The following is a 25,446-nucleotide window of genomic DNA, read 5'->3' as shown; positions in this document are numbered from 1 at the left end:
TCAGACAGGCCTCAATGTGCGGATCTTGAGCGTGAACGTGTGACGGGGTTTCGCGCCGGGGCTTAGCGTGGATTGTTCTGTGCGCTCGGCGGATTCATATCTGCGGAATTTGCCGCCTCCGCGGTGCCGGAACTGCTGAGATACTGAGTCGTCACCGTCGATATCCCGGGGAGGCTCGAGTGGGTGTATTGGACGCGTTTAATTCGACGTGGTCGAAAGCGCGGCAAACTTTTGGCCAGGGCACCCCTCAGGACGGGACTCAGTTCGACGCAAGCTCAAAGTTTCAGCAGGCGAAGGCGGCAGTCGAGGCTGCTACGGCAGGGCCGAATTGGCGGGGCCCGGCCTCGGAGGCATATGCAGCCAAGAACAATGAGCATGCCAAGGTCTTCGGCAGGCTGGCCGACCTCGACAAGCGGATGGCCGCCGAGGTTACCAACGCCGCCAATGTGGTTGCCGCGGGCCGGCAGAACCTCGACCAGGTCAAAAGTTGGGTGACTAGCGCGGTGAACTCGATCCCCAGCGACACTAGCGCTACGGACAGGGACAAAAAGCTGCTGCAGATTGCCAACGCCGGTATTTCCAAGGTAAGCAACATCGTTCAGACGTCGACCGGCGAGATGAACGCCATCGGCGGACGGGTCCAAGCCATAAAAGGTGAGTTCCAGGATGTCGGAAATGAGAAGGACGACAAAAAGGACGAGAAGAACGGCGATGTCCAGGCGCTTACTGACAAGGAAAAAGACGACAAGGCGAAGGCCGAGGAAGATAAGCGTAAAGAGGGCACGCAGCACGCTGCGGACGATGGCCATCGCGACGGTGATTCGCTCGCCGATGGGCATCTCACGCCCGAGGAACGTCAGCGGTTAACTGACGCCATCAATGTGGATACGGCGGCGCTCGACCATGGAGATGTCACGATTCCGCCGGAGCAGATGGCCTACCTCAACGGGTTATCGGATTCACTCGACGGCAAGTCGCCATCCGAGATCAGAACCATCCTCGATGGACTTCCGCCCGAGGATGCGAAAGCGGTGGGCAACGCGCTACACCTGGTGGGCAGTGAGCATCTGCGGACGGAACCCGTCGACGCGTCCCTAAAGCCCGGCGACAACGGCTACGTTCCTACCAATGGTGGTAAAGATAATCTGCCGCAAAGCATCCGTGACGTGTTCGACGATCCGCTGATGAACGAGGGAGTCCCGCCCGGGCCGTTGTACCATCCAGAATTTCCGTATCGAAACCTCGATGAGTACCGGGATATTGCTGCGATCAGCCAGTTCGGTGATCCGGCATTTCAACGAGGGAGCGCAATCAACGAGGGGTTGCTAGCACAGTCACGTGAAATGCTCGAAGACTACGGGCAGAAGAGTCGGCTCGGCCCCGCCTACGGCGAGGATTGGGCTCATCGCCACATCGACCCGACGTTGCAGGACATGCTGTCTGCCGCGTCGAATGACCCAGTGGCTGTGCACGACATCACCGCTGGGGCGGACGGAAACTCCCGCAACGACAATTTCATCCATGATCTGAACTGGCACGACTGGGCCGACGGTGGGACGGCTGCCGGGGCCCTGTTGCCTGATGTGTCCGACCACTCCGAGCGGGCCGGTCAGACCGTCCACGCATTCGATTCCTACGTTGGCGAGCACTATCAAGAACTGCTCAACATGGGGGGCAGAGAGGCGTTGGGCCAGGTGAATCCTGCGCTGGTGCAGGCGCTTTCAGAAGCCAGTGTGCCTTATCTTGACGATATGAGTGGGCACGTTATCGATGAGACGAAAGGTTTCTCCGCACTGGACGCGGGCGGGAACGCAAACAACCTGCGGGGATTGTTCGCTGTGATCGACTCCAACCAGACAGAAATTTCCCCCGCTGCCGACGGTCACCCGGCCGTGACCGTGGCGAGCAAGTTCAATGCCGAAGCCGCAAACGTGTGGCAGGCGTACATCGCCGACTACTCAGATGGCCTGGCGCATGGAGATATTCCCCGAGGTGAGTCGCTGCAGGCTGCCGGGAAGTTGCAGGGCGCGATGGACATGGGTGAGTACATTCATCAATTGGACGAAGGTGCGGATGAACACAGCGCGGCGGAAAATGCCTGGAAGAAGCGGGGCGAGTGGTTTGATGGGATCCACGACGTGGCATCGCTCTCGCCGCATCTAAAAGGGCCGATTGGGTTCTACGACAATATCCCGGGTGACCCGCTGCGGGCACTTTTCGTGGGCGATCCGCCTGAATCTAAGGCGATGGCACCCATGCCGCTGCGCGAGAGTGATGCAATCGTCGCGACCGTCGGGCAATACCTCGCCAGCCAGAACGTCGGTGATCTCGCCGATCTCCGCGCACGGGGACTCCTCGACGAAAACGGGCATGTGAACATGAGTATGCCCAATGTCCAGGATGCGATCGAGGACTACGTCAACAAGGTCACCGACAACAACGATCGTCCGTTCAACAAATGGATCGAGGCTTATGGGAACGCGATTTATGCGTCCGAAGGCGAGTTCGACAAGATCAAGCCACCAGAGTAGCGACCCCATGCACTCCGTACGAAGCCAACAGGCGCCTCGGAATGCGCGTGCACTGCTGTGCGTTGCGGCGGCTCTTCTGCTTGTGCTCACAGGCTGTCGCTCCGAGTCAGAACCTGCGCCGCCGCCGACGTCTCCATCCGCCCAGAAGCCGAGCTGGCCAGAGAAGTTGGCCGACATGCGATTTCGGTGGAGCGCAGCGCCTGGGACAGATCTGGCTACGGGCCGGGCGGTTCCGCTGCGCGCCTACCTCGAATCTTGGCTGATCACTCTTTACACCGGTGACCTCGATGCCGCTTTTCCCGGGTTCCACCGCGTCACGCCGGAGTCGGTGAAACGCACCTCTACCGATTGGCTGAGCACGCCTTTTGCGCAACGGGAGGTTGGCGGTTACACCGGCAAACCCTTTTTCGATGACCCCGATCAACGATTCGTGGGCAATGAAGATCTGAACATCCTGCGGCTGGAGCCGATGGAGGCGGGGTTCCGGGCGTTTGTCTGCGACGCCACATACGGCCTGTATCTGCGTGGGCCCGGATCTACGCAGTACACGCCGATTTACCACGATGCCTCCGTCAACACCAAGGAACCCGATATCCACAACATGGCGGTGTGGCGGATCGAATTCACTGACCGTGGCCCATCGGCGGGTGGCGCACCGAGGCCTGCGCCCGCTGCACCCCAGGAGGGGCCCTTGCCCGCGCCGCGCACTGACGTGTTCGGGCCGTGGTTTGTTGCCGGCTCTCAAAAAGTGAGCTTCTGGGTGGAAAGCGACTATCCAGGCCTACGGCAGCCGGAATTATCCCAGCGCACCGATGAAGCCATTGCGGCGGAAGGCAAGATGCGCCAGCAGTGCCTTGACCGCTACCCCCTTGATGCCGAGCAACGAGCCCAGCGCGCCACAACGGTGCTTGACCATCGGCCGCCGGTCGAGCCGGCTGTGCCGGGCTGGCCCGACGCCGATTGAGCGTGAATCTCAACTTAGGACTTTGCGCCGTTGGTCTATTCACTGCTGCAGATTTCGAGACATCGTATGGGGATCCAGGGTGACCGGATTAGTCCAACCTGTACGCATTCAGCTCGCGTTCACTGAATCCATTATCCAAGATCCGGACACCCAGAAACATCCCTGGCTGGACGAGAAGGAGGAAGGCATTGATGGGTAGGCGCTGGCTGGCAGTTGTCCATGTCGTGATGATCCTGATCGTTGTTGGTTGTAGGTCGAGCGACACGGGAGCCCCGGAACCAGCTGCGGCCGGCTGACCTGGATCACTGGGTGATTTCACCGTGACGTGGACGGCGGAGCCGGGAATTGACTTGACCAAAGGTGCTGCGGTTGCAGCGCGGGCTTACATGGAGTCGTACTACCTCGCCTATCTCACCGACGACGAGAAGTATCTCTATCCGGGATTCCGGCAGGCTGTTGACGCCAATGATCCAGAGGGGCCTGACGGGACGGACGAACTCTGGCCGACACCTGATAGCCCGGAGACATGGATCGGTACCTTCCGCCACCACGTAGTTCGGATAGAGCAGTCAGGTCGAGATGTCGCCGTTGTCGCGTGTGCTTACTCCTACGGTACGGCCGTGCGGACAGACGACGGGTTCGAGGCAAACGTCGGCGGAACAGGTCCTTACGCGGGCATCAATGCAGTCCGGATCGGCCTACGGGCACCCGACACTGACGGAGCGGTGTTGCCCCCGCAGCAAGGTCCGGCCCGCGCACCGGTCGAGAACGTGTTCGGTGGGTGGCGAGTTACGAACCACCAAGGAGGCTTTCTAATGCTGGCGCACTCGCCCGGGAATGCCAGTGACAAGGAGAAATGTCTCTCACTCGTTGAAGGCCCGCCGGAGAGTCGCACATTCATCGTGGGGGCTGACTACCCGAAATCGGCCTTCCCCACCTTGCCCGCCGCACCTGGATGGCCGAACCGCGCGAATCGGTGACCCGATGGGGCACTAAAAGCGGCAAGCGATTCATATGACAACAGGAAATTCTGGTCGATACGGCATTAGGAACGTGCCCCGGGCGTGCGTATCATACCAATGGCCGAGGCGTTGCCTGGTCGGACGCCCTCGATGCATGACATAAAGATCAGTCTAGACAGATTTTCTCAACGAATTTGACCAATTGAAATCGCCGGTTGATATACCGGACGCCCAGAGAACACTGTATAACGTACAATTGCTGAGCAATACGTCGAAATTTGACTCAATCGACTCCTTTGTGGGGGCGTTCCGTAATGACCTCAACCGGATCAACGGCCTTCCCCCGAACAGGCCTTGACGCGAGCGAGAGATGATAGATGGAACTCAAAAATGCGATATTGGCCATCGTCTGTGCAGTGGCGTTAGTCGGCACCGGATGCTCACCAACCAAGCCCGTTCTTCCAACTGACGTTAGTCCCGCAGCTATCGCAGCACTGCTCACAGACAATGACGGTACCGAGTTCCTCGGGGAGATCACCGGGTATGACTGGCCCGACCAGGGCCGCGAACCCGCCGAGTTATTTGAGTGGATTTCCGCTGCCGCAGAATCTCCCGATCAGGCAACATCCGAACAGGCCGGCGTTGCCGCTCATGCACTTGCCGGATTTTTGGGCGACCAATCAGACGAACGAGGAGTTGCTCCCGCTGGAAACCCGGAACTATTAGCTGCGTACGCAGAAGCGCTGGTCCCGTACCAAGGTGCGATGATCGGCGATTCCCGAGGAACGTCAGGATTCGAACCCCTCGACAAATTGGATAGCATCCTCCAAAGAACCGCGTCGGTTTTCACTGCCATGAGAAAAACACCCGCTCAGGAGAACTTTATCTCCGAAGCAAAGGTGCGCGCTGGAAATTATCAAACACAATTCGCGGAATTTGCGGCTGCTAATCCAACCCTTCCCGATGACCACACTGAGCGGAGCTATGCTCAATGGTCTGCTCGTTTGCTTGGGCTGTTGGCTCGTAGCGAGCGGGTAGCAGTCCCGGGCGATAGATCCTCGATTCCAGGCGTCGCGGCCTCTGAATTGCGATTCGCGATCGTCTCACGAATGGTCCATGGACACGATCCACGAATCAGCGCTGAATACTTCGACAAAGACGGCGGTCTCGTTTCTCCAACCAGTTTGAAGGGCGGTCCACTCAGCTTGTATAACGCCCAACTCATCAACTATCTTTCTGCGTATTCGGAGCTCGAGTCCGCCGTGGCGAAATACGAGGGCACGCTCCGTGCAATTGCGGGCGGCTAGCTCACTCCAGTCGATAGGCAAAGCTTCTCATCTACATCACCCTCCGCAGCGCATCGATCTCGGCCGATGAAATATTGCCGCGCGCACTGAGGTGGGGGAGCCCCATCGGCTGTGGCCTCACGCACCCCGGGGCGATGACGTGTACCAACCGACGACCTACGCGTCCAAATCCTGCTCCACCAACCCGGCAACAGTGGCCAACGCATCGGCGTCGTCGGAGTCCACAGTCACCTGAGCCCCGTTACCGGCACCGAGCGTCATGATCATCAGGGCCGAACCGGCGTCAACGGGCTCGCCACCATCCATGGACAGGGTGACGGGCACTCCGGCATTGACGACGGCCTCGGCGATGATCGCCGCAGGGCGGGCGTGCAGGCCGATGGCCGAACCGACGGTGACAGTCTTGCTGGGCATTGTTTCTCCTTAGGGTTGTGACGAGAGAGTTGTGACTCAGGCGGTGGCCAGCGCCGGAGCTTCCGGCGTGACAGATGGTTTTGCGAGCTGTTTGGCCGCAACGACCGCCAGGGCGCTGACGACGGTGCCGGCAGCCAGGGCGATCAGGAACCACAGCAGGTTCCCGATCGCGAAGAACACGAAGATGCCGCCGTGCGGGGCCTTGAGCGTGACGTCGAACGCCATGATCAGCCCGCCGGTCACGGCGCCGCCGAGCATCATCGACGGGATGACCCGCAGCGGATCGGCGGCGGCGAACGGGATCGCGCCTTCGGAGATGAAGGACGCGCCCAACAGCCATGCGGCGCGGCCGTTCTCGCGTTCGGGTTCGGTGAACAGCCGTGGCCGCAGCGTCGAGGCCAGCGCCATCGCGAGCGGCGGCACCATGCCGGCGGCCATCACCGCGGCCATGATGCGCAGTGTGGCGGGGTCGGCGACGTTGAGGCCCGCGGTCGCAAATGCATAGGCCGCCTTGTTGACCGGGCCGCCGAGGTCGAAGCACATCATCAAACCGAGAATGACACCGAGGATGACGACCGATGTCCCGGTCATGCCGCTGAGCCAGTTGGTCAGACCGGTGGTCAGCGCGGCCAGCGGCCGGCCGAGCAGCAGGAACATCAACAGACCCACGATCAGTGACGCACCGAGCGGGATCACCACCACGGGCATCAGTCCCCGGAACCACTGTGGCACCTTGAACGAGCTGATCCACTGCGCGGCGAACCCGGCGATCAGACCGCCGACGATGCCACCGATGAACCCGCCGCCGACGAACACTGCCACCGCTCCTGCGGTGAAACCCGGTGCGATGCCAGGCCGGTCGGCGATCGCGAACGAGATGTAGCCGGCGAGGGCGGGCACCAGGAACATGAAGGCCAGTCCGCCGAGCGTGAACAGCACCGCCCCGAGGTACTGCGTCAGACCACCGGGTGGCAGGTCGGCCAGGGTATTGGTGACCGCGATGTGGTGGCCGAGCGAGTTCATGCCGTAGGACAGAGGTTCGGCACCGTCCGGGGTGTTGCCGATGTCGTAGCCGGCGAAGAGGAAGCCCAGGGCGATGAGCAGACCGCCGGCCGCGACGAACGGGATCATGTAGCTCACGCCGGTGAGCAGGATCTGCCGGGTGCGGGTGCCCCAGCCCACGTCCCCTGACGCGGCTGGAGCCGCCTCGTCGACCGAGCCCGCCACTCGCGGGGCGTTGGGATTGCCTGCGGCCCCGATGGCTTCGGAGATCATGACCTCCGGTTCGTTGATGGCGCGTTTGACGCCGGAGGCGACGACGGGCTTGCCGGCAAAACGTTGCTTGTCCTTGACCCCGACGTCGGTGGCGAAGATGACGGCATCGGCCGCAGCGATCGTCGCCGCGGGCAGCGGGGTGCTGCCGGACGAACCCTGGGTTTCGACCGTCAAACTCACCCCGGCAGACTCGGCGGCCTGCTTGAGCGCGTCGGCCGCCATGTAGGTGTGGGCAATGCCGGTGGGACAGGCGGTGATTGCGACGATCGACACCGCCTTGGCCGGTTCGGACTCAGTGACCGGGGCAGTAGCAGGAGCCGGATTCACCACGCCGTCGACGAGCGCCACCACCTCGTCGACGCTCGTGGCATCCCGTAGTGACGCCACGAAGTCCTTGCGGACCAGGGCGCGGGCCAGGCTGGACAGCAGCTTCATGTGTTCGGCCCCACCGGATTCCGGTGCGGCGATCAGGAACACCAGATCCGCTGGTCCGTCCGGGGCTCCGAAGTCGACCTTGGGGGCGAGCCGGGCGAAGCCGATCGTGGGAGTCTCGACGTAGGGCGAGCGGCAGTGGGGGATCGCGATGCCGCCGGGCAGTCCGGTGGCGGACTGAGTCTCACGGGCCATTGCGGCACCCACCAGACCGTCGATGTCGTCGGTGCGACCCGCCTCGGCGAGCGCACCGACCAGTCGCGTGATGACGGCTTGCTTGTCGCCGCCCGCGTCGACGTCGAGCAGGACCAGCTCGGGAGTGATGATCGGTTGGGTCATGGCGACACCTTCATGGGGTGGGTGCGGACTGCGTCGAGGTCGAGCTGGGCAGGCGTGGGTAGGGCGGATCCGGGCAGTGCCGCGGCGGCGCTGCCGTAGGCGACGGCCATCTGCAGTCGTTGCGGGGCTTCGGCACCGGCGTCGGCGGCGCGCAGGTAGCCGGCCAACGAGGCGTCGCCCGCGCCGACGGTGCTGCGCGGAACGATCGGCGGCGGCGTGGCCAGCCAGGAACCCGCACTGTCCACGAGGACCGCGCCGGCTGCCCCCAATGTGGCGAGCACCGCGCCGACGCCCCGCTCCACGAGCCGGCCGGCGGCCGCCACCACCGATGACACGTCACCCTGGGCCGCAGCGCTTTCCAGGGCGTTAGCCGATACCCCGGCCAGGTCGGCCAGCTCCTCGGCGTTGGGCTTGATCAGATCGGGCGCGGCCACTTCGAACGCGGCGGCCAGCGCGGCCAGCGGCGCTTCGGAGGTATCGACGGCCACCCGGCAGTCGAGCGGCGCCAGCAGCCTCACCACGTGGGCGTACCAGCCGACCGGAACCCCGGGCGGCAACGACCCGGACAACACCAACCACGATGCTTCTTGGGCCTTGGCCAGCAGACAGCTGGTGAGCGCCGACAGCGTGTCAGCGTTCACCCTGGCGCCGCGCTCGTTGAGTTTGGTTGTGGTGCCATCGGATTCGGTGATGGCGACGTTGGTGCGGACCGGCTCCGCGATCGGAACGGCGGTGAACGGCACACCGTGCGCCCGTAACGCCGCGAGTAGGGGATCAGTGTCAGCTGCGGGCAGCACGGCTTCGGCGGCCACGCCGGCCAGGGTCAGAGCTCGGGCCACGTTGATGCCCTTGCCGCCGGGTTCGACGGTGACGGAGTCGACGCGCTGTACAGCTCCGCGCGCCAACGGCGCCCTCAATGTGACGGTGCGGTCCAGGCTGGGGTTCGGGGTGACGGTGATGATCATGCGATCACCACCTCGACGCCGTGTGCGGTGAGCTGTGCGCGGTCGGCATCCGAGATCTCACTGTCGGTGATCAGGGTGTCGACGCTGTCGATGGGGGCGAAGCTGACGAAGTCCTCTTGGCCGACCTTTGATGAGTCTGCGACCACTACAACGTAATTCGCGGCCTGCACCATGGCCCGCTTGACGGCTGCCTCGTCGGTGTCGGGCGTCGAGAGTCCGTGCCGCACGCTGATGGCGTTGGTGCCGATGAACGCGATGTCCACCCGTAGCGTTTCGAGTACCCGCAGCACCTGCTCGCCGACGGCGGCCTGGGTGAGGCCGCGGACCCGTCCACCCAGTAATTGCAGGGTGACGGTCGGCATGGTGGCCAGGAGGCCGGCGATCGGCACCGAGTTGGTCACCGCGGTGAGCTCCCGGTCTGTCGGCACCTGCGAGGCGACGCGGGCGGTGGTGGTCCCGGCGTCCAGCAGGACGCTGGCACCGGTGAGGGGGAAGAAGTCGACTGCAGCCGCGGCGATGGCATCCTTTTGCGCGGCGCGGGTGGTGTCGCGTTCGCCGACTCCGGCTTCCACGAGGTGAAGGGTCCGGGCGGGGACGGCTCCGCCGTGCACCCGGCGGACGACGCCGGCTTTGTCGAGCACCGCCAGATCTCGACGGACGGTTTCGGTGGTGACGTCGTATGTCTGCGCGAGTTCGGCGACTGAGGCGCGGCCCCTGCTCATGACCAGCGCGGCGATGGCCTGCTGGCGCTCCTCGGCGTACATGAGCCTCCGTTTGTGTGGGTTCGAGCCTGACGAGATGTTGATATGTGTTGTTTTACGCCTGACTGTGTTGACTTGTCAACGTTTTCTTGTAATGTGGCTCACATGGGCACTACAGCATCCGTTGCGTCACCCATCGTCTTGCGCGGGGTTCCGGTGGTCCCGGGGGTGCAGTACGCACCCGTGATCCGGGTCAGCAGACTCCCGCAGATCGAGGTGCCGGCCGGCGACATCCCTGAGGCGGACCGGCCGGCCGAAGCGGGGGGTTTCGCGGCTGCGGCGACGGAGGTCGCCACCCGGCTGCGGGACCGGGCCGCGCACGCCACGGGTGCCGCCTCAGAGGTGCTCGCCGCCACCGCGACGCTGGCCCAGGACCGGGCCTGGCTCGGCGCTGCTGACAAGAGGATCGCCGCAGGCGCTCCGGCAGTCCGCGCGGTGACCGAGGCCGTGGACCAGTTCGTGGAGTTGTTCACGCAGCTCGGCGGGCTGATGGCCGAACGTGTCACCGACCTGCGGGATATTCGCGACCGGGTCATCGCCGAGCTTTCCGGGCTGCCGGAACCCGGTGTGCCGCTGCCGGATACCCCGTCGATCCTGTGTGCCGAGGATCTGGCACCTGCCGACACCGCCGGACTGGACCCGCAGTTGGTGGTCGGCTTGGCCACCACGCTCGGTGGGCCGACCAGCCACACCGCGATCATCGCCCGCCAGCTGGGAATTCCCTGCGTCGTGGCCGTCGGTGGTCTCGACGCCGTCGCCGCCGGCGCGATGGTTCTTCTTGATGGCACGGCGGGCACCGTCACCGCTGACCCCGACGCCTCGGAGGCCGCCGCGGCAGTGGCCGCTGCGCAACGGGAGGCGCTGGCGGCCCGGCAGTGGGCCGGCCCGGGCGCGACGGCGGATGGCCATACCGTCGCCATCTTGGCGAATGTCCAGGACGGTGCCGCCGCTCGCGCTGCCCGCGAAACCCCTGCCGAGGGCGTCGGGCTGTTCCGCACCGAACTGTGCTTCCTCAACCGCGACACCGAGCCCACCGTCGACGAACAGGCGAAGATCTACGGCGAGGTGCTCGAGGCGTTCGCCGGGCACAAAGTGGTGGTCCGGACCCTCGACGCAGGTTCGGACAAGCCGTTGAAGTTCGCAGGTCATCCGGAGGAGGTCAACCCGGCGCTGGGCGTGCGTGGCATCCGCATCGCCGAGGGCAATCCTGGCCTGCTGGACCGTCAGCTCGAATCGGTCGGCGCGGCGGCCGAGCAGACCGGCAACCCACCATGGGTTATGGCACCGATGATCGCCACCGCTGCGGAGGCGAAAAGCTTTGCCACCAAAGCGCGTTCGTACGGGCTGACGCCGGGCGTGATGATCGAGGTGCCCGCCGCGGCACTGTTGGCCGACAAGATCCTCGAGCACGTCGAGTTCCTGTCGATCGGCACCAACGACCTCGCGCAGTACACGATGGCCGCCGACCGGATGTCGGCCGATCTGGCCGCCCTCACCGATCCGTGGCAGCCCGCGGTTTTGGCTCTGGTGGCGATGGCGGCGCGGGCCGGAGCGGTGGCGGGCAAGCCGGTCGGTGTGTGTGGTGAGGCCGCGGCCGATCCGCTGCTGGCCGCCGTGTTGGTGGGCCTGGGTGTGACGTCGTTGTCGATGGCGCCGGCCGCGATCGCTGCGGTGGGCGCGAAGCTCGCGCAGGTGACGCTGCAGCAGTGCCGCGCCGCCGCAGAGGCGGTGCTCGACACCGCGACAGCTGCCGAGGCCCGTGAGGCTGCGCTCGCCGCTCTCGCCTGACGGGGGAGCGCCCCGGGGAATAATCGGACCGCAGTCCGGTTATAGCTGGCATAAGACTACAAACAGGAGGTAGGAATGCCAGCCATCACCGCAGACACCTTGACCCTGCCCCGTATCGCGGCAGCTCAGGCGGCGGAGACCGAACGCCCGGTCCGCTCGATCACCACCGGCCCGCGCGGATACGAGGGCGAGGGATTCCCCGTCGTCCGCGCATTCGGTGGAGTCAGCGCCGCCGACCTCGACCCGTTCGTCCACATGGACCAGATGGGCGAGGTGGAATACCAGCCCGGTGAACCGCGGGGCACCGACTGGCACCCGCACCGCGGATTCGAAACCGTCACCTACATGATCGACGGCCGGTTCGCGCACCAGGATTCACACGGCGGCGGCGGTCTGATCACCGACGGCGCCACCCAGTGGATGACGGCCGGGTCCGGCATCCTGCACATCGAAACCCCGCCGGCCGAACTGGTCGAGAGCGGCGGCACGTTCCACGGCATCCAGCTGTGGGTGAACCTGCCCAAGAAGGACAAGTTCGCGACGCCGCGTTACCAGGCCATCGAAGGTCCCGACGCCAAGCTGCTGTCCTCGCAGGACGGCGGGGCGTTGGTCCGCATCATCGCCGGCGAGATCGACGGTGCGCAGGGCCCGGGCAGTACGCACACCCCGATCACCATGGCGCACGCCACGATCGAACCGGGTGCGCAGCTCAACCTGCCGTGGAACCGCGACTTCAACTCGCTGGTGTACGTACTGAGCGGGCGCGGCAGCGTCGGCCCCGTCGGTCATCCGATCCACCAGGGCCAACTGGCCGTGCTCGGCCCGGGCGACCGGATCACGGTGTCTGCCGAGGGAACTCAGGATTCACACCGGCCCGCCATGGAGGTTCTGCTGCTGGGCGGCAAGCCGATCCGGGAACCGGTCTTCCACTACGGTCCGTTCGTGATGAACTCGAAGTCCGAGCTCATCCAGGCGCTGGAGGATTACCAGGCGGGCAAGTTCGGCCAGATTCCGCCGAATGCGCTGATGCCGCACCGGCCCCTGAACTGACCGACTAACCCACCGACTCGGCGGGCTGTGGGTACAACAACTCCAGCTCGCCGAGATGCGCTGCAGCCGTCACCAGCGGCAGGGCCGCCGAGACCGCCAGATCCGTTCCGGTGGCCTCGGCGCGTAACGACACCACGAAGCTCTCGCCGATCGGTATCAGTTCCGACGTGGTGTCCGCGCCGGTGAGCCGGGCACAGATCGCCGCGGCATGCTCCTCGATCACCGAGCGGGTCTGCGGATAGACGCCCAGCGGTGGGGGCACGATGTCGGCGATCAACTCTGCTACCGCCCGTACCCGGATGACCCGGTTGGCTGCCCGCACCGCCGGGGCGCGTTGGTCGGTGGGCCCGCCGGTCTCCGAAAGGTACTGGCGGACAGCGTCATCCAGTGTGCGCGTGGCGGTGAGGGTGTCATGCCCGAGTGCGATCACGCGATCGGTGGCCGCCTCGGAGGCGCCCCGTGTCACCCGCAGCACGGCGGCATCGAGGAACCGTGCGCCCACCGCCCGGGCCTGATCGATCGCCTTGGATACCGAGGCCGTCGCACCCCGTGGCCACAACAGCACCGACGCCACGATCCCCACGAGTGCGCCGACCACGACGTCTTCCACCCGGACCAACCCGACTCGCCAACCTGTCGGTGCGATCAGGTTGAAGTTGATCAGCACCATCATGGTGAACGCCGCCTGCCCGGCGATGAACGATCCGACCTTGGGCACATAGGCCGACCCGAATGCCACCAGAGGCAACAAGATCCACATCACCATCGGGTCCACCCCGACGAACTCGATGAGCACAGCGCCGAGGATGAAGCCGATCGTCGTACCGGCCACGGCGCGCAACACCCGCGTCCCAGTGTCCAGCGCGCTGCTGCGCAGCACCGACATCACACCCAGCACCACCCAGAACCCGTGCTGCACCGGAAACAGGTGGGTGACGGCCACCGCGAGGGCCAACCCCAGCCCGGTGCGCAGGCTGTTGCGCAGCACCACCGCGCGCGAGGCGACCAGGCCGCGGGTGATGGCGGCGACTGCGACGGTCTCGGGCATCACCCAATCCGCGGCCCCGGTTTCGGGTAGCCGCCGGCCCAGCACCCGGGCCCACACCGGGCGGGCGTCGGCCAGCGCTGCATTGCCGATGACGCGTCCGGTGACGGCGATGGTGGCCGAGATGGTGCGCCGGTTCAGCAGGATCCCGCCGACCTTGGCGGCGGACGCGTCGTCGGCCATGCTCAGGATCTGGGTGATGTCCTCGCGGTAACTGCTCTGGGCCACGGTGCGCTGCTCGGCGAGAGCCGCGCGCAGATCGGCTTCGCGGGCGGCACGCTCGGCGCGATCATGAATCTTCAGCAGGGCGGCACTGTCGCGCAGTACCCGCACCGTGGGTTCGCGCGTGGCACCCAGCAGTTCGCCCGTCTGGTCGGTGATCTGGTCGCAGATCCAGCCCAGATCGTCGACGACACGCACCAGCGCGCGGCTGCCCGCGCTGAGAGCGACGGGTCGGTAGTCGGCGCCGAGGAAGCTGGCGTACAGCGCGTTCATCGCGCGAGTGACGTCGCGGTCCGAGGCCTGGCCTTCCAGCCGGTCGGCCAATAGCCGGCATACCCGCGCGGCGTCGCGGCGCAGCTCATCGTGGTGGCGGGGCGCAAACAGGTACAGCGCGGCAGGCACGCACACCACCAGGGCGATCAGCCAGCCCAGCAGCCGGTCGGGAATCGGACCCACGGGTGTACACAGCGGCAGCACGAACAGCAGCAGCGTGGCGCGTTGCCCGGCGGCGACGATCTCGCTGAGCACTCCGGAGAACGTCACCACCAGTCCGACGACGAACATCGCCGCCACGCTCGGCCACGGGTACGGAGCCAGGACCGTGCCCAGCACGATCAGTACGAACCCGTTGAGGGCCAGGCCGCCGTAGGCCAGGGCGCGGGCCGGCCGGTTGCCCGGAAAGTCGGCCGTGATGAGCAGGGAGACCGCACCGAAGATCGCGAACAGCGGAGTCTGGGAGTCGCCCCCGACGGCGAAGCCCACGGCCGCGGCGACGGGTAGCACGATGGCGGCCCGCACGGCACGGCGCAGCGCGTCGTAATCGGGGTCCTTATCGCGCAGGCGGTCAGCTGCCCGGTGCCAGATCTCGGCCGGGGTCAGCATGATCGCCGATGTTAGACCGGTTGGTCCGGTCCGGCGGCCGGAGTGAAGCGGCCTGATTCCAGCGCGTCGCGCATTTGCAAGGAGATCCACTCCAGGGCGTCGGGGTCCCGCGTCAGGGTGGCCTGCTCAAAGCCGATCACCAGATACAGGCTCCAGGCCGCGTAGTACCGGGCATTGCGTTCGTGGCCGATGATCTCGTAGGCGGATTCGAAGACGATGTCGAAGCGCAGTTGGTCCACCTCAGCCTGAACGGCGTAGACGTCGGGGTCCAGCGAGCTCCACACCCGGATGGCGGCCTCGGCGCCGTGCGGCAGGGCCAGTGCCTCCTGAATGATGGAAAGGATCCGGTGGTGGGGGTCGTGATCGGCGCGCAGTGCTTCGACCACCCGTCGGGTCCGTGCTTCGCGCCAGTGCGCGATCAGTTCCCGCGTGTAGGAAGCCCAGTTGGGGAAGTAGTGATAGAACGACCCGGTTGTGACGCCGAGTCGGTTGCACACCTCGGCAAGTTTGAGCCCGCCGTACCCGAGATCCGACAACACGTCCAGACCGGTTTCGAAGTACGCCTCCCGCGATACCACCCCCGCCATCCGGTTAACGCTAGTTCGTCGTCGACATTTTCGGCACGGCGGGGCTTTGCTGGTCAGCCGCATATAACGCACACGAACATGACGGTATCGGGTCTCTCAGGTGACGTGTGGCACAATTTGAGTGTGGCCCACATGGCGAGTCGAGGACCTGGACGTCCTCCCGCAGCAAAGGCAGCGGAGACACGCGAACGCATCGTGCGCGCAGCCCGTGAAGTTTTCAGCGAACTTGGCTACGACGCAGCTACATTTCAGGCAATCGCGATCCGCGCGGATCTGACCCGCCCGGCAATCAACCACTACTTCAGCAGCAAACGTGTTCTGTACCGCGATGTGGTCGAGCAGACCAATGCGAAAGTGATCGCCGCGGGCATTGCCAAGGCGCGGGAAGCCACCAGCCTGCTGAACCGTATTTCGGCGTTCTTCGCCGCGGCCATGGATGCCGAGTCCACCGACCGGTCGGCGGCGGCATTCCTGGTGACCTCGGTGCTGGAGGCACAGCGCCATCCCGAGCTCATCTCCGAGGAGCACGACGCATTGCGCAGCTCGCGGGAGTTCGTCAAGTGGGCAGTCGACGAGGCGATCGCGGGCGGCGAATTGTCCACCGACACCGACATCCCGGCCATCGTGGAGATGCTGGTGGCAGTGATGTGGGGAATGGGCTTTTACGCCGGTTACGTGGGCCGTCGTGACGACGTGGCGGTCATCGTCGACAAGTTCGAACTGCTGATGGCGAACAAGCTCTGGCAACTGCGCGATTGATGCAGCGGTGCCGTGAGGTACCCCACAGCACCGCATAGATCGACTAAGTATTCGGTAGCATTGTTTGGCAAATGACTGATCTGAGCGATGTACGGCCGGGTCGGGCCGAAGGCGACAGTTGGGATATCACCGAGAGCGTCGGGGCGACTGCGCTGGCGGTGGCCGCCTCCCGTGCTGCCGAGACCGTGCAGGCCGAACCCCTGATTCGCGACGAGTTCGCCTTCCTCCTGGTGGCGGCCGCAGGTCCGGCGTGGGCGCAGCTGGCCGGTAGCGAACCGCACTGGATCGGTGACGATCCGGAGGCTCACCGCATTCATGACATGGCCCGCAACTACCAGGCCGTGCGCACCCACTACTTCGATGACTACTTCACCGAGGTCACCCATGACGGCATCCGTCAGGTCGTGATCCTGGCCGCGGGCCTCGACTCCCGGGCGTTCCGGCTGGACTGGCCGGCCGGCACCATCGTCTACGAGATCGATCAGCCCAAGGTGCTGCACTACAAGACCGAGACATTGCAGGCGCACGGCGCGCTGGCCCGCGCCGAGCACGTGCCGGTGCCGGTCGACCTGCGCGACGATTGGCCCGCGGCACTGATCGACGCGGGCTTCGACCCGGGGCAGCCCACCGCATGGCTGGCCGAGGGGCTGCTGCCCTACCTGCCTGCCGAGGCGCAGGATCAGCTGTTCGAACTCGTCGGCGCACACAGCGCGCCGGGCAGCCGCGTCGCGGTCGAGGACTTCGCCATGGATCCGGCGCGCTTCACGCCGGAGAAGCGGGCCGCACGTCGGGCCCGCGGTGAGCACATGCGCGCCTCGCTGGGGCTCGACATCGATGCCGACGCGCTGATGTACGCGTGCGACGGTCGCGCTGACGCCGCGGAATGGCTCGCTGCACACGGCTGGGACGTCGACGCGGTGTCCAGCGCCGACGAGATGGCCCGGTTGGGCCGTGCGGCCGACGCAGACGAACTGGCTGAACTCGGTTTGGACAGCGTGCTGTTGCGCGCCCGATTGGACGGAGAAACCCGATGAGCTCACTGCGCAGCCACGACGACACCTGGGACATCGCCACCAGCGTGGGGTCGACGGCCGTGATGGTCGCCGCCGCCCGGGCCGGGGAGACCGAACGCGAGGACGCGCTCATCAACGACCCGTACGCCAAGATTCTGGTGGCCGGTGCGGGTACCGGGGTATGGGACACGTTGTTGGACAACGATTTTGTCAGCAAGATCGAAGACGTCGACGCCGAGGCCGCGCAGATCTTCGCGCATATGGGCAACTACCAGGCGGTGCGCACCCACTTCTTCGACGCGTATTTCGCCGGAGCCGCGCAGGCCGGCATCCGGCAGGTCGTCATCTTGGCTTCGGGGCTGGATTCCCGCGCCTACCGGCTGGATTGGCCGTCCGGCACCACGGTCTACGAAATCGACCAGCCGAAGGTGCTGGAGTACAAGGTCGAGACCTTGGTCGCCCACGGTGCGCAGCCGTCGGCGCAGCGGCGTGAGGTGGCCATCGACCTGCGCCAGGACTGGCCGACGGCGCTGCGGGAGGCCGGTTTCGATGACAGCGTGCCCACGGCCTGGTTGGCCGAAGGGCTGCTGATGTATCTGCCGGCCGATGCTCAGGACCGGTTGTTCGAGCTGGTCACCGAGTTGTCGGCACCGGGTAGTCGGCTCGCGGCCGAGACGGCAGGGGTTAGTTCGGCCGAGCGCCGTGAGGCGATGCGCGAACGTTTCGAGAGGTTCGCCGACCAATTCAACATGGGCTCCGCGCTGTCGGTCGCCGACCTGATGTACGAGGATCCCGATCGTGCCGACGTCGCGGAATGGCTGCGGTCGCACGGTTGGCAGGCCGAGGGTGTGCACTCGTTGGACGAGATGCGCCGGTTGGGTCGCCTGGTCCAGCTCAGCGAGGAGCCCGAGCGTGACGCGTTCTCGATCTTTGTCACGGCCGAGAAGCTCTGAGTCCTTTGACATGACGAAAGGGGCGCCCCGATTGTGGGGCGCCCCTTTCGTTTTCGTTGTCGATCAGCGGTTCGACATCGCCTTGGTGCGATTCACATTGGTGTGCTTGACCGTGGTGTCGACCTGGGGAACCGTGGCCTTCTGATGCATCTGGTGCACCCAGAGGTGGTGGTCAACTCCGGCTGAGGCGGGGGCGGACAGGCCCAGAAGGGCGGTGGCCACTCCGCTGACGAGTACTGCGGGAATTCCGAACTTTTTCATCTATTTCTATCCTTTTTGCGAACACATTCCGCAGTGAACAACCGTCGGACCTGGGCGTTTATTCCTATTAAACGCGTCATGGACGCGGTGACGGTGCTCACCAATCGGTCAGTTCGTGCGAGTCGCATCTGCCGGCGCGTAGGCGCCTCAGTGGCTTTGGTGCACGGTGGTGTCGACGTGCGGCACGGTCACGTGCGGGCCGATCTGATTCAGCCAATCGTGGTGGGACACATCGGCGGAAGCCGGGCCTGCCAGGCCCAAAACTGCGGCGGCCAGACCACTGGCGACGACTGTGCTGAACCCAGCTCCAATCCCGAACTTCTTCATTTCCTCTGCCTCTTTCTAAATCTTGCTTTCTTGATTGGTTCAACTAAAGGAAGTGCCGGTTGATTCCTGATCAGCGGGGTTGGCGGCAATTGACCGTTCGGTGGCAGAAATGCGTCGTCCCGGGCGGTAACCGACCCGGTTGACCGGGAGTTATCCGCCCGCCGTATACAGGAGGGGAGCTGAGCCGTTTCCCGGCCCGTTATCGAGGAGGAATCCCCATGCCAGGAGTGCAGGATCGCGTTGTCGTCGTCACCGGAGCCGGTGGAGGTCTGGGCCGTGAATACGCCCTGACGCTCGCCCGTGAGGGCGCTAGCGTCGTCGTCAACGACCTGGGCGGTGCCCGTGACGGGTCCGGCGCCGGACATAACATGGCCGACGAGGTGGTGGCCGAGATCAAGGCCGCCGGTGGCCGTGCCGTCGCGAACTACGACAGCGTCGCCGAGCAGGCGGGCGCCGAGAACATCATCAAGACCGCGATCGACGAGTTCGGCAAGGTCGACGGTGTGGTGAGCAACGCGGGCATCCTGCGTGACGGCACCTTCCACAAGATGACGTTCGAGCAGTGGGACGCCGTGCTCAAGGTGCACCTCTACGGCGGGTACAACGTGATCCGCGCCGCGTGGCCGCACTTCCGCGAGCAGAGCTTCGGCCGCGTCGTCGTCGCCACCTCCACCAGCGGCCTGTTCGGCAACTTCGGGCAGGCCAACTACGGTGCCGCCAAGCTCGGCCTGGTCGGCCTGATCAACACGCTGGCCCAGGAAGGCGCCAAGTACAACATCAAGACCAACGCGGTCGCGCCGATCGCCGCCACCCGCATGACGCAGGACATCCTGCCGCCCGAGGTGTTCGAGAAGCTCACCCCCGAGTACGTCGCCCCGGTGGTGGCCTACCTGATGACCGAGGAACTGCCCGACACCGACTCGGTGTTCATCGTGGGCGGCGGCAAAGTGCAGCGCACCGCGCTGTTCCAGAATGACGGCATCACCTTCAGCGAGGTGCCTTCGGTCGACGAGATCGCCGCCAAGTGGGGCGAGATCACCGATCTGTCCGCCGCTCAGCAGGCCAGCTTCAAGCTGGGCTGAAATACGTGAAGGCGCTTGTAGCGCAGGCACTTACCGGCACATCCGGGCTGGCGTACGCCGACGTCGATGAGGTGGCTGATCCTTCCGGTCAAGCCGTGATCATCGACGTCGGCGCCGCCGGCGTCTGCTTCCCTGATCTGCTGTTGTTGCGCGGCGAGTACCAGCTACGGCTCGAACCGCCGTTCACCCCAGGCATGGAGGTGGCCGGAACCGTGCGCTCGGCACCCGAGGGCTCGGGATTCACCCCGGGCCAGCGGGTGTCGGCGATGACGATGCTGGGCGGCTACGCCGAACAGGTGGCAGCCTTGCCGGCCAATGTGATCCCGACCGCCGACGGTCTCGACGACGGCCAGGCGGCGTCGCTGCTGGGCAACTACTACACGATGCAATTCGCGCTGGCCCGCCGCGGTGGGCTGGTTCCCGGGGAGACGGTGCTGGTGCTCGGCTCGGCCGGTGGTATCGGTGTCGCCTCGATCCAGCTGGCCAAAGCCATGGGCGCCAAGGTGATTGCGATGGTCCACCGGTCCGGGGCCGAGGAGTTCGTCTCGTCGGTGGGCGCCGATGTGGTGCTGCCGCTGACCGACGGTTGGCGCCAGGCGGTCATGGACGCCACCGGAGGTGAAGGCGCCGATCTGGTCGTGGACCCGATCGGCGGCGAGGCCTTCGACGACGCCATCCGGGTGTTGGCGCCCGAAGGCCGGCTGCTGGTCATCGGGTTCGCCGCAGGCGGCGGCATTCCGACGGTCAAGGTCAACCGGTTGCTGCTGCGCAACGTCAGCGTGGTGGGCGTGGGTTGGGGCGAGTTCGTCCGCCGTCACCCCGCCGCTCAGGCCCAGGTCGGCGCCGAGCTCAACAAGCTGGTGGCCGGCGGGCTTCGTCCCCCGGCGCCGGTGCGGTACCCGCTGTCCGAGGGGGCGGCAGCGCTCGATGCGCTGGCCAGTGGCCAGGTGCGCGGGAAGCTCGTCCTGGAACCGTAGCAGTGAAAGCCCTGGCCTTCGATGTGTTCGGCACCGTCGTCGACTGGCGGTCCAGCATCATCGGTGAGCTACAAGCCTTCGGTAAAGGCCGTGGGCTGCAACGGGATTGGCCGGTCTTCGCCGACCGTTGGCGGGCCGGCTATGCCCCGGCGATGGACCGGGTGCGACGTGGTGAGCTGCCGTGGACCGGGATCGACGACCTGCATCGCGCGATCCTGGTCCCACTGCTCGAGGAGGCAGGTGTCGAGGCAGGCCCGGACGCGACTCCGTACGACGTCAGGGCCGATGGTTTCGACATCGTCGCGTCCGATTTTGTCGACCTTGCCGACCAACTTGGTGCGTAGCGTAGGGGTGTGGACACCGCATCGAGTCAGGCACTACGCAAGGCGCTCGAGCTTCTCGCCGATCCGCCGGCCGAGCCGGATATCAGCAAGGGGTATCTCGACCTGTTGGGCGACGGCAGTGACGCCCCGAAGAACGCGGGATTCATCCAGAAGGTGTGGGCGTCCCCGCTCGGGTCCATGCTGTACGACAACGCCCAGGGGATCGGCCGCAAGCTGATGACGGCGTGGCAGGAACCCACCGAATGGTTGAACATCCCGCCCGGCGGCCTCGCGCTCGACGTCGGCAGCGGACCGGGCAATGTGACGGCCGCGCTGGCGCGGTCGGCCGGACTGGACGGGTTCGCGTTCGGTGTGGACATCTCCGAGCCGATGTTGGCCCGCGCGGTCGAGGCCGAAGCGGGCCGCCAGGTCGGTTTCCTGCGTGCCGACGCCCAGAAGCTCCCGTTCCGGGACGACGTCTTCGATGCGGTGACGTCGATCGCGGTGTTGCAGTTGATCCCCGACGCAGAGGCCGCACTGGCCGAGATGGTGCGGGTGCTGCGCCCGGGCGGGCGGATGGCGATCATGGTGCCCACGGCGACGAACCGGGGACCGGCGCAGCTGTTGTCGAAGGGCGGCGCCCGCTTCTTCGCCGAAGATGAGCTCGCCGACCGGTTCGAGGGGCTGGGTCTGGAGCGGGTGCGGTCCAAGACCATGGGCACCATGCAGTGGGTGCGCGGGCAGAAACCGTGAGCACCCTCGGCGTTGTTCTCGTCGCATTGGTGATTGCCATCGGACTCCTCGGCATCGTGCTGCCTGTGCTGCCCGGTGGCGGGTTCCTGGTCTTCGCGGCGATCGCGGTGTGGGCAGTCTGGGAAGCCAAGGCCGGTACGGGCCACGCCACCGTCGCTTGGGTGACGCTCGGGGTCGCAGCGGTGTTCTTCGTGACGGCTGAGGTGATCAAGTACGTCTGGCCGGTACGCCGGATGCGGGCCGCGGAGGTGGGGATCTGGAGCCTGGCAGCCGGTGGGGTGCTCGGCCTGATCGGGTTCTTCGTCATCCCGGTGATCGGGCTGGTGATCGGCTTCGTCGCCGGGGTGTATCTGGCCGAGCTGGCTTCGCGGCGCGATTACCGGCGGGCCTGGACGTCGACTGTGCACGCGCTCAAAGGTGTTGCGCTGTCGGTCGGCGTCGAGCTGACCGGAGCGTTACTCGCGACGATCACCTGGGTGACGGGTCTGGTGATCGCCGCGTGACGCACTGGGACCTGGGCCCCGACTCGGGCGAGTTGCTGCTCCACACCGGGGTGACCGGCAGTGCGTCGCGGATGGGCCATCGGTTGACCATCGCGATGCGCTCGTGGCACGCGACCGTGGAATGGGATGGCGACACACCTTCGGGGGTCGAGGTGACGGTGGACCTCGACTCCCTGGACGTGCTCCGGGGCGAGGGCGGTATGACTCCGTTGTCGGGTGCCGAGAAGCTGCTGATCCGATCGAACGCGTTGAAGACGTTGCGCGCGAAGAAGTTTCCACAGGCCCGGTTCCGGTCCACGTCGATCGAGTGCTCCGGTTCGGTGGTCCGGCTCGTGGGGGTTCTCGAGCTTGCCGGTCACTCCGGTGAGCAGACCGTCGAGGTCGAGGTTTCCGACGATTCCCTGCGCGGTGCGGCTTCGGTGCGGCACAGCGATTTCGGCCTCAAGCAGTACTCGATGCTGATGGGTGCGATGAAGGTCGCCGATGAGGTCGGGGTGAGCCTGGCAGCGACCCGGCCGGCCTGAGGGCGGCGAGTCACTGCTGCGACGGCGTTTCGAAGCTATCGGCGTTGTGCCCGACTATCAGCGACAATTCCGCGACAATCGCCTCATGCGTCGACGTGCGTCTCAGTGGCCCCAAAGCTAGCCGTCACATTCGACCCCGGTGTCTCGTTGGCATCGTCAGCCTCACCCGTCCAGTGCCCGACTATCAGCGACACTGTCGCTGATAGTCGGACAACCCGAAATCCGTTGCATGCGAGGCGAATGAGGCGCCAGTGGCGTGGGTAAAGATCTGCGCTGTGGCAGGTGTGGTCAGCGATGCCTGCGAGGCGATTGTCGCTGAATTGTCGCGCATAGGTGGGCAGCACGACACACCTGTTCCAGCGCCGCGCTTCCCGGCCGCCGTTGACCGAGTGGCCGCTACCCGAGCAGGCTGGCCCGCAGCGCGGCGAGTTCCTCGGCGGACACCCCCGACGCCTCGAGGAAACCCTGAACCGACCCGTACGCGGCGTCGAGCTTCGCCCACGCCGCATCGAGGTACTCCTCACGCACACCCAGCACGTCGTCGGATAACCGGGCTTCGGCGTAGGTGATGGCCTCGGCCGAATCGGCGCGGGCCCGTACCGATTCCATGATGCGTTCCCGCAGGGCGACGGTCGCGTCGTTGCTGCGCAGGAAATCGGTGATGACCGTGTCGCGGTCCACGCCGACTGCGGTGAGCACGGTCGCCACGGTGAACCCGGTCCGGTCCTTGCCTGCAAAGCAGTGCGCGATCACCGGGCGGTTCGCCCTGAGCAACGAAATCACCTGCCGTACAGCGGTATGCGCACCGGGCAGGCCCGGGAACTCCTCGTACACCTCGGTCATGTAGCGGCGCGCGGATGCCGAGACGTCCTCGCCGTCGGGTGATTCGGCCATCACCCGTTGAAATGTCGACTCGTGTGGTGCGTCCTGATTGGACTCGTCGTCCTGGTGGAACGGCAGCATGTGCACCGTCACGCCGTCGGGGACCTGCCCCGGCCCGCGCCGCGCGACCTCCTGATGCGAGCGCAGGTCGGCGACGTCGGTGATGCCCAGCCCGCTGAACGCCACGCGGCCGTCGTCGGTGAGCCGGCTCAACTCACTGGAGCGGTACAGCAGGCCCGGCCGGATTCCGGCGATCTCGGCGACGTCGCGAAAGTTCCACGCCCCCGACAGTTCCCCCAGCTCGGTGGTCACTGCGCGATCACCGCCGCAGCGAGAGGCGATTTCTCGCGGCCCAACTCAGCCCGCGCGATGGTGCGCATGTGGACCTCGTCGGGCCCGTCGAACAACCGCATCGCGCGGTGCCACGAGTACAGCCTGGCCAGGGGGAAGTCGTCGCTGACGCCCGCTGCGCCGTGCACCTGGATGGCCCGGTCGATCACGTCGCAGGCAACCTGCGGGGCCACCGACTTGATCTGGGAGACCAGCACGTGGGCGGCCTTGTTGCCTTCCTGGTCGATCATCCAGGCCGCCTTCTCACACAACAGTCGGGCCTGATCGATCTCGTTGCGGGACTTGGCAATCGACTCACGCACCACGCCCTGCTCGGCCAACGGCTTGCCGAACGCGACCCGCTTCTGCACCCGGTCGATCATCAGCGCCAGCGCCCGCTCGGCCGCACCGAGGGCGCGCATGCAGTGGTGGATACGGCCCGGCCCCAGCCGGGCCTGGGCGATCGCGAAACCGCTGCCCTCTTCATGCAGCAGGTTCTCCGCCGGCACCCGCACATTGTCGAACACGATCTCGCAGTGCCCGTGCTGGTCCTGCCAGCCGAAGACGGGAAGCGAGCGCTGAATGTCCACCCCGGGGGTGTCCACCGGCACCAGGATCATCGACTGCTGGGCATGCGACGCGGCGTCAGGATTGGTGCGGCCCATCACGATCAGGATCTTGCAGCGCGGATCGGCCGCGCCGGTGATCCACCACTTGCGGCCGTTGATCACGTAGTCGGCCCCGTCGCGCAGCATCGTGGTCTCGATGTTGCGGGCATCCGAGGACGCCACGGCAGGCTCGGTCATCGCGAACGCACTGCGGATCTCGCCGGCCAACAGCGGCTCCAGCCACTGCTTGCGCTGGGTCTCGTCGGCGAACAGGTGCAGGGTCTCCATGTTGCCGGTGTCCGGCGCGGCGCAGTTGAGGGCCTCGGGGGCGATCTCCAGGCTCCACCCGGACAGTTCGGCCAGCGGCGCGTAGTCCAGATTGGTCAGCCCGGACTCCGACGGCAGGAACAGATTCCACAGGCCTGCGGCCTTCGCCTTGACCTTGAGCTCCTCGACCACCGGCGGCACCGTGTGATCATTCGGGCCCTTCTCCTCGCGATAGGCGTGGTAGGAGGCTTCTGCGGGGAGAACATGCTCCACCATGAAGTCGGTCAACCGGGAGTGGTAATCAGCCGCTTTGGCCGACAGAGCGAAGTCCATGCCAGCCACGATAGCCACATGGTTAGA

23 protein-coding genes and 1 pseudogene are annotated in these 25,446 nt (G+C 65.7%); 14 read left to right on the top strand and 10 right to left on the bottom strand.

What is annotated here, in order from left to right:
- The first annotated feature begins 179 nt into the window (after positions 1–179).
- From AB0876_RS07345 to AB0876_RS07335, 3 genes are all read left to right on the top strand, one after another.
- Complete coding sequence (locus tag AB0876_RS07345) at positions 180–2,531, top strand: TPR repeat domain-containing protein (RefSeq protein ID WP_526041618.1); 2,352 nt, start codon at positions 180–182, stop codon at positions 2,529–2,531.
- Positions 2,532–2,706: 175 nt separating this feature from the next.
- Positions 2,707–3,495 carry a hypothetical protein gene (locus tag AB0876_RS07340; RefSeq protein WP_526041617.1) on the top strand — a complete coding sequence of 263 codons (789 nt, stop codon included), beginning with the start codon at positions 2,707–2,709 and terminating at the stop codon, positions 3,493–3,495.
- A gap of 1,339 nt (positions 3,496–4,834) precedes the next feature.
- A complete protein-coding gene (locus tag AB0876_RS07335; protein ID WP_526041616.1) occupies positions 4,835–5,764 on the top strand; it encodes a hypothetical protein in 930 nt (309 codons plus the stop codon).
- 156 nt (positions 5,765–5,920) lie between these two features.
- Here the strand turns inward: AB0876_RS07335 and AB0876_RS07330 are convergent, their stop codons facing one another.
- From AB0876_RS07330 to AB0876_RS07315, 4 genes are read right to left on the bottom strand one after another with little or no spacing between them, the layout of a single operon-like run.
- On the bottom strand, positions 5,921–6,178 hold the full coding sequence (locus AB0876_RS07330) for an HPr family phosphocarrier protein (RefSeq protein ID WP_064878625.1): 258 nt from the start codon (positions 6,176–6,178) through the stop codon (positions 5,921–5,923).
- 36 nt (positions 6,179–6,214) lie between these two features.
- Positions 6,215–8,224 (bottom strand): PTS fructose transporter subunit IIABC, encoded by a 2,010-nt coding sequence (locus AB0876_RS07325; RefSeq protein ID WP_526041615.1) that lies wholly within the window; start codon positions 8,222–8,224, stop codon positions 6,215–6,217.
- Positions 8,221–9,189, bottom strand: a complete 969-nt coding sequence (locus tag AB0876_RS07320; protein ID WP_526041614.1) for a 1-phosphofructokinase family hexose kinase — start codon at positions 9,187–9,189, stop codon at positions 8,221–8,223. Before AB0876_RS07320 ends, AB0876_RS07325 begins: the two co-directional genes overlap by 4 nt.
- Entirely contained in the window at positions 9,186–9,953 is a 768-nt protein-coding gene (locus AB0876_RS07315; RefSeq protein WP_491840454.1) for a DeoR/GlpR family DNA-binding transcription regulator, read from the bottom strand. The genes AB0876_RS07320 and AB0876_RS07315 overlap by 4 nt, the downstream gene beginning before the upstream one ends.
- 102 nt (positions 9,954–10,055) lie before the next feature.
- Here AB0876_RS07315 and ptsP point away from each other — a divergent pair, with 102 nt between their 5' ends.
- Entirely contained in the window at positions 10,056–11,738 is a 1,683-nt protein-coding gene (gene ptsP / locus AB0876_RS07310) for a phosphoenolpyruvate--protein phosphotransferase (protein ID WP_526041613.1), read from the top strand.
- 75 nt (positions 11,739–11,813) lie between these two features.
- Positions 11,814–12,788 carry a pirin family protein gene (locus AB0876_RS07305; RefSeq protein ID WP_526041612.1) on the top strand — a complete coding sequence of 325 codons (975 nt, stop codon included), beginning with the start codon at positions 11,814–11,816 and terminating at the stop codon, positions 12,786–12,788.
- A gap of 4 nt (positions 12,789–12,792) precedes the next feature.
- On the opposite strand, the gene AB0876_RS07300 is transcribed toward AB0876_RS07305, so the two are convergent.
- Both AB0876_RS07300 and AB0876_RS07295 read right to left on the bottom strand, forming a co-directional pair.
- Entirely contained in the window at positions 12,793–14,937 is a 2,145-nt protein-coding gene (locus AB0876_RS07300; protein ID WP_526041611.1) for an FUSC family protein, read from the bottom strand.
- Positions 14,938–14,948: 11 nt separating this feature from the next.
- On the bottom strand, positions 14,949–15,524 hold the full coding sequence (locus AB0876_RS07295; RefSeq protein WP_526041610.1) for a TetR/AcrR family transcriptional regulator: 576 nt from the start codon (positions 15,522–15,524) through the stop codon (positions 14,949–14,951).
- A gap of 123 nt (positions 15,525–15,647) precedes the next feature.
- Here AB0876_RS07295 and AB0876_RS07290 point away from each other — a divergent pair, with 123 nt between their 5' ends.
- From AB0876_RS07290 to AB0876_RS07280, 3 genes are all read left to right on the top strand, one after another.
- On the top strand, positions 15,648–16,283 hold the full coding sequence (locus tag AB0876_RS07290; protein WP_526041609.1) for a TetR/AcrR family transcriptional regulator: 636 nt from the start codon (positions 15,648–15,650) through the stop codon (positions 16,281–16,283).
- A 71-nt stretch (positions 16,284–16,354) separates the two neighbouring features.
- On the top strand, positions 16,355–17,317 hold the full coding sequence (locus AB0876_RS07285; protein ID WP_526041608.1) for an SAM-dependent methyltransferase: 963 nt from the start codon (positions 16,355–16,357) through the stop codon (positions 17,315–17,317).
- Entirely contained in the window at positions 17,314–18,249 is a 936-nt protein-coding gene (locus AB0876_RS07280; protein ID WP_526041607.1) for a class I SAM-dependent methyltransferase, read from the top strand. Before AB0876_RS07285 ends, AB0876_RS07280 begins: the two co-directional genes overlap by 4 nt.
- 63 nt (positions 18,250–18,312) lie before the next feature.
- On the opposite strand, the gene AB0876_RS07275 is transcribed toward AB0876_RS07280, so the two are convergent.
- Positions 18,313–18,510: a hypothetical protein gene (locus AB0876_RS07275; RefSeq protein ID WP_064878604.1), complete on the bottom strand. Its 198-nt coding sequence runs from the start codon at positions 18,508–18,510 to the stop codon at positions 18,313–18,315.
- Positions 18,511–18,657: 147 nt separating this feature from the next.
- Positions 18,658–18,837, bottom strand: a complete 180-nt coding sequence (locus AB0876_RS07270) for a hypothetical protein (RefSeq protein ID WP_526041606.1) — start codon at positions 18,835–18,837, stop codon at positions 18,658–18,660.
- Positions 18,838–19,055: 218 nt separating this feature from the next.
- On the opposite strand from AB0876_RS07270, the gene AB0876_RS07265 reads away from it, so the two are divergent.
- The 6 genes and pseudogenes from AB0876_RS07265 to AB0876_RS07240 all read left to right on the top strand — a co-directional run bounded on the left by AB0876_RS07265 (position 19,056) and on the right by AB0876_RS07240 (position 22,999).
- The gene (locus AB0876_RS07265; RefSeq protein ID WP_055119353.1) at positions 19,056–19,919 is read left to right on the top strand and encodes an SDR family oxidoreductase; all 864 of its coding nucleotides are present in this window, start codon (positions 19,056–19,058) and stop codon (positions 19,917–19,919) included.
- A gap of 5 nt (positions 19,920–19,924) precedes the next feature.
- A complete protein-coding gene (locus tag AB0876_RS07260; RefSeq protein ID WP_526041605.1) occupies positions 19,925–20,896 on the top strand; it encodes an NADPH:quinone oxidoreductase family protein in 972 nt (323 codons plus the stop codon).
- 2 nt (positions 20,897–20,898) lie between these two features.
- Positions 20,899–21,147, top strand: a pseudogene (locus AB0876_RS07255) (haloacid dehalogenase type II); the annotation flags it as partial.
- 102 nt (positions 21,148–21,249) lie between these two features.
- The gene (locus AB0876_RS07250; protein WP_526041604.1) at positions 21,250–21,972 is read left to right on the top strand and encodes a class I SAM-dependent methyltransferase; all 723 of its coding nucleotides are present in this window, start codon (positions 21,250–21,252) and stop codon (positions 21,970–21,972) included.
- Positions 21,969–22,475, top strand: coding sequence for a DUF456 family protein (locus AB0876_RS07245; RefSeq protein ID WP_526041603.1), 507 nt, complete (start codon positions 21,969–21,971; stop codon positions 22,473–22,475). Before AB0876_RS07250 ends, AB0876_RS07245 begins: the two co-directional genes overlap by 4 nt.
- Positions 22,472–22,999 (top strand): YceI family protein, encoded by a 528-nt coding sequence (locus AB0876_RS07240; protein WP_526041602.1) that lies wholly within the window; start codon positions 22,472–22,474, stop codon positions 22,997–22,999. Before AB0876_RS07245 ends, AB0876_RS07240 begins: the two co-directional genes overlap by 4 nt.
- Positions 23,000–23,395: 396 nt before the next feature.
- On the opposite strand, the gene AB0876_RS07235 is transcribed toward AB0876_RS07240, so the two are convergent.
- Positions 23,396–24,193 carry a tyrosine-protein phosphatase gene (locus AB0876_RS07235; protein ID WP_526041601.1) on the bottom strand — a complete coding sequence of 266 codons (798 nt, stop codon included), beginning with the start codon at positions 24,191–24,193 and terminating at the stop codon, positions 23,396–23,398.
- Complete coding sequence (locus tag AB0876_RS07230) at positions 24,190–25,407, bottom strand: acyl-CoA dehydrogenase family protein (RefSeq protein WP_526041922.1); 1,218 nt, start codon at positions 25,405–25,407, stop codon at positions 24,190–24,192. Before AB0876_RS07230 ends, AB0876_RS07235 begins: the two co-directional genes overlap by 4 nt.
- Positions 25,408–25,446: the final 39 nt, after the last annotated feature.

Source organism: Mycobacterium sp. NPDC049093, assembly GCF_040704635.1.
Taxonomy (GTDB): Bacteria; Actinomycetota; Actinomycetes; order Mycobacteriales; family Mycobacteriaceae; genus Mycobacterium.
This window is presented reverse-complemented; position numbering and strand designations above follow the sequence as displayed.